The organism is Viridibacillus arvi (assembly GCF_001274945.1).
GTDB classification, from domain to species: domain Bacteria; phylum Bacillota; class Bacilli; order Bacillales_A; family Planococcaceae; genus Viridibacillus; species Viridibacillus arvi.
Genome location: NZ_LILB01000016.1, coordinates 1 through 1,626 on the forward strand (window position 1 = coordinate 1; position 1,626 = coordinate 1,626).

1 protein-coding gene is annotated in these 1,626 nt (G+C 36.7%); it reads left to right on the forward strand.

Going from position 1 to position 1,626, the window contains the following annotated elements; translation table 11 throughout:
• Positions 1-247 precede the first annotated feature (247 nt).
• Positions 248-1,468 carry an IS110 family RNA-guided transposase gene (locus AMD00_RS22565; protein ID WP_053419248.1) on the forward strand — a complete coding sequence of 407 codons (1,221 nt, stop codon included), beginning with the start codon at positions 248-250 and terminating at the stop codon, positions 1,466-1,468.
• Positions 1,469-1,626: the final 158 nt, after the last annotated feature.

Genomic DNA, 1,626 nt, shown 5'->3' on the forward strand with positions numbered 1-1,626 from the left:
AAAAACATACTAACATTAGTAGTACAAACCATGGCCATGGTTTGTGCTACTATTTTTTTATAGTAGAAGTGAAGGAAGGTCGCACAGCTCTTGGGACCATTTGAGAGTCCGTATTAAAAAACCGACCAACTTCACACCCTTATTTGAATCAGTTTAGTATGTTGGATCCTCGAGATCGTGTAAAAGAAAATGGAATCGATAAGGCACTGTGAAGACTTCTATGATTGGATAAAAAGGAGAAATACAGATGAAACATGTAGTCGCATTTGATGTCAGTATGGGTAAAAGTACAATCGTAATTTATAACCATTATCGTCAATGTGAATTTGAAGGCGAAATTTCACATTCAAAATCTTCTTTTGAAACGTTGAACGAAAGACTTCGATTTTTAACGAAACAAGATGGACAAGCACTAGAAATTGTTTTTGAAGCAACGGGTGCCTATTCTGCATCATTAGAACGCTTCTTTCAAACAGAAGGCTACACATATCATCGCATCAATCCACTTGAAGCGAATCTTCAGATGGCCTCGATGCGTCGTCAAAAAACAGATAAAAGTGATGCACATGAACTGGCGAAATCTCATTTTCGAATAAAACGTTCAGCAACCTATTCTCAAGATGATTATTATAAACAAATGCGTGCACTCACACGCTATTATGATGAAATCGATACAGAAATCAACCATTTATTTAATCGAATGCACGCCATTCTTCAACTAAGTTTTCCAGAATTAGAACGATTGTTTACTACACGATCGGCCCTCTTTTTAAATATCGTGCAACTATATCCGCACCCAGATGAAGTAGTAGCTTGTTCAAAAACAGTGATTCGTAATCGCCTAAAAGCGAACACAAAAAAGAATCTCTCACTCGCACGTGCTGAACAAAAAGGAATTGCATTATTAGAAGCTGCAAAGGATTCGTACCCTGCAATTTCAAAAGAGGATGTCCGTTGTGAACAAGTACGAGACTATGCCAAGCGGATAGCCGATTTGAAAGAGAAAAAAGAAAATCTCGTAAAGCAAATGGTAGAACTTTCAAGAAACAGAAAGGAATATCAAATCCTCATATCATTTCCTGGAATCGGTGAAGCAACAGCGGTGCGACTTATTGGTGAATTGGGTGACATTCATCGATTTAAGAATCACAAACAGTTAAATGCCTATGTAGGAATTGATATTATGCGTTATCAATCGGGCAATACGTTTTACAGAGACAAAATCAACAAAAGAGGAAACAATAAACTACGAAAAATTCTGTTTTATATGATTCAAACAATGATTACACTTCGTCAAAAGACAAAGAACCATCTTGTGGAGTATTACGACAAATTAAAAACGCAACCTCAGAGGAAACCTCATAAAGTTGCGTCCGTAGCGTGTATGAATAAGTTCTTGAAAGTGGCATTTCACCTTATTACACACGAAATAACCTATGACTACGAAACAGCATCAACCTATTCGTAATCGGTTACGTTAACTATATCATATTTGGACCTTGCGAAAAAACGATATTTCGTTAGGGTCTTTTTGGTATGCGCAATTTTGATTTAGGTGGTAGGGGTACCCCTACCACCTAAATCAAAATCATCTATTCCAATAAAATTCTTTCAAAAGTACTTGAC

Coding starts and splice junctions, on each gene's coding strand:
- AMD00_RS22565 (WP_053419248.1), top strand. CDS start 248: ATGAAACATGTAGTCGCATTTGATGTCAGTATGGGTAAAAGTACAATC.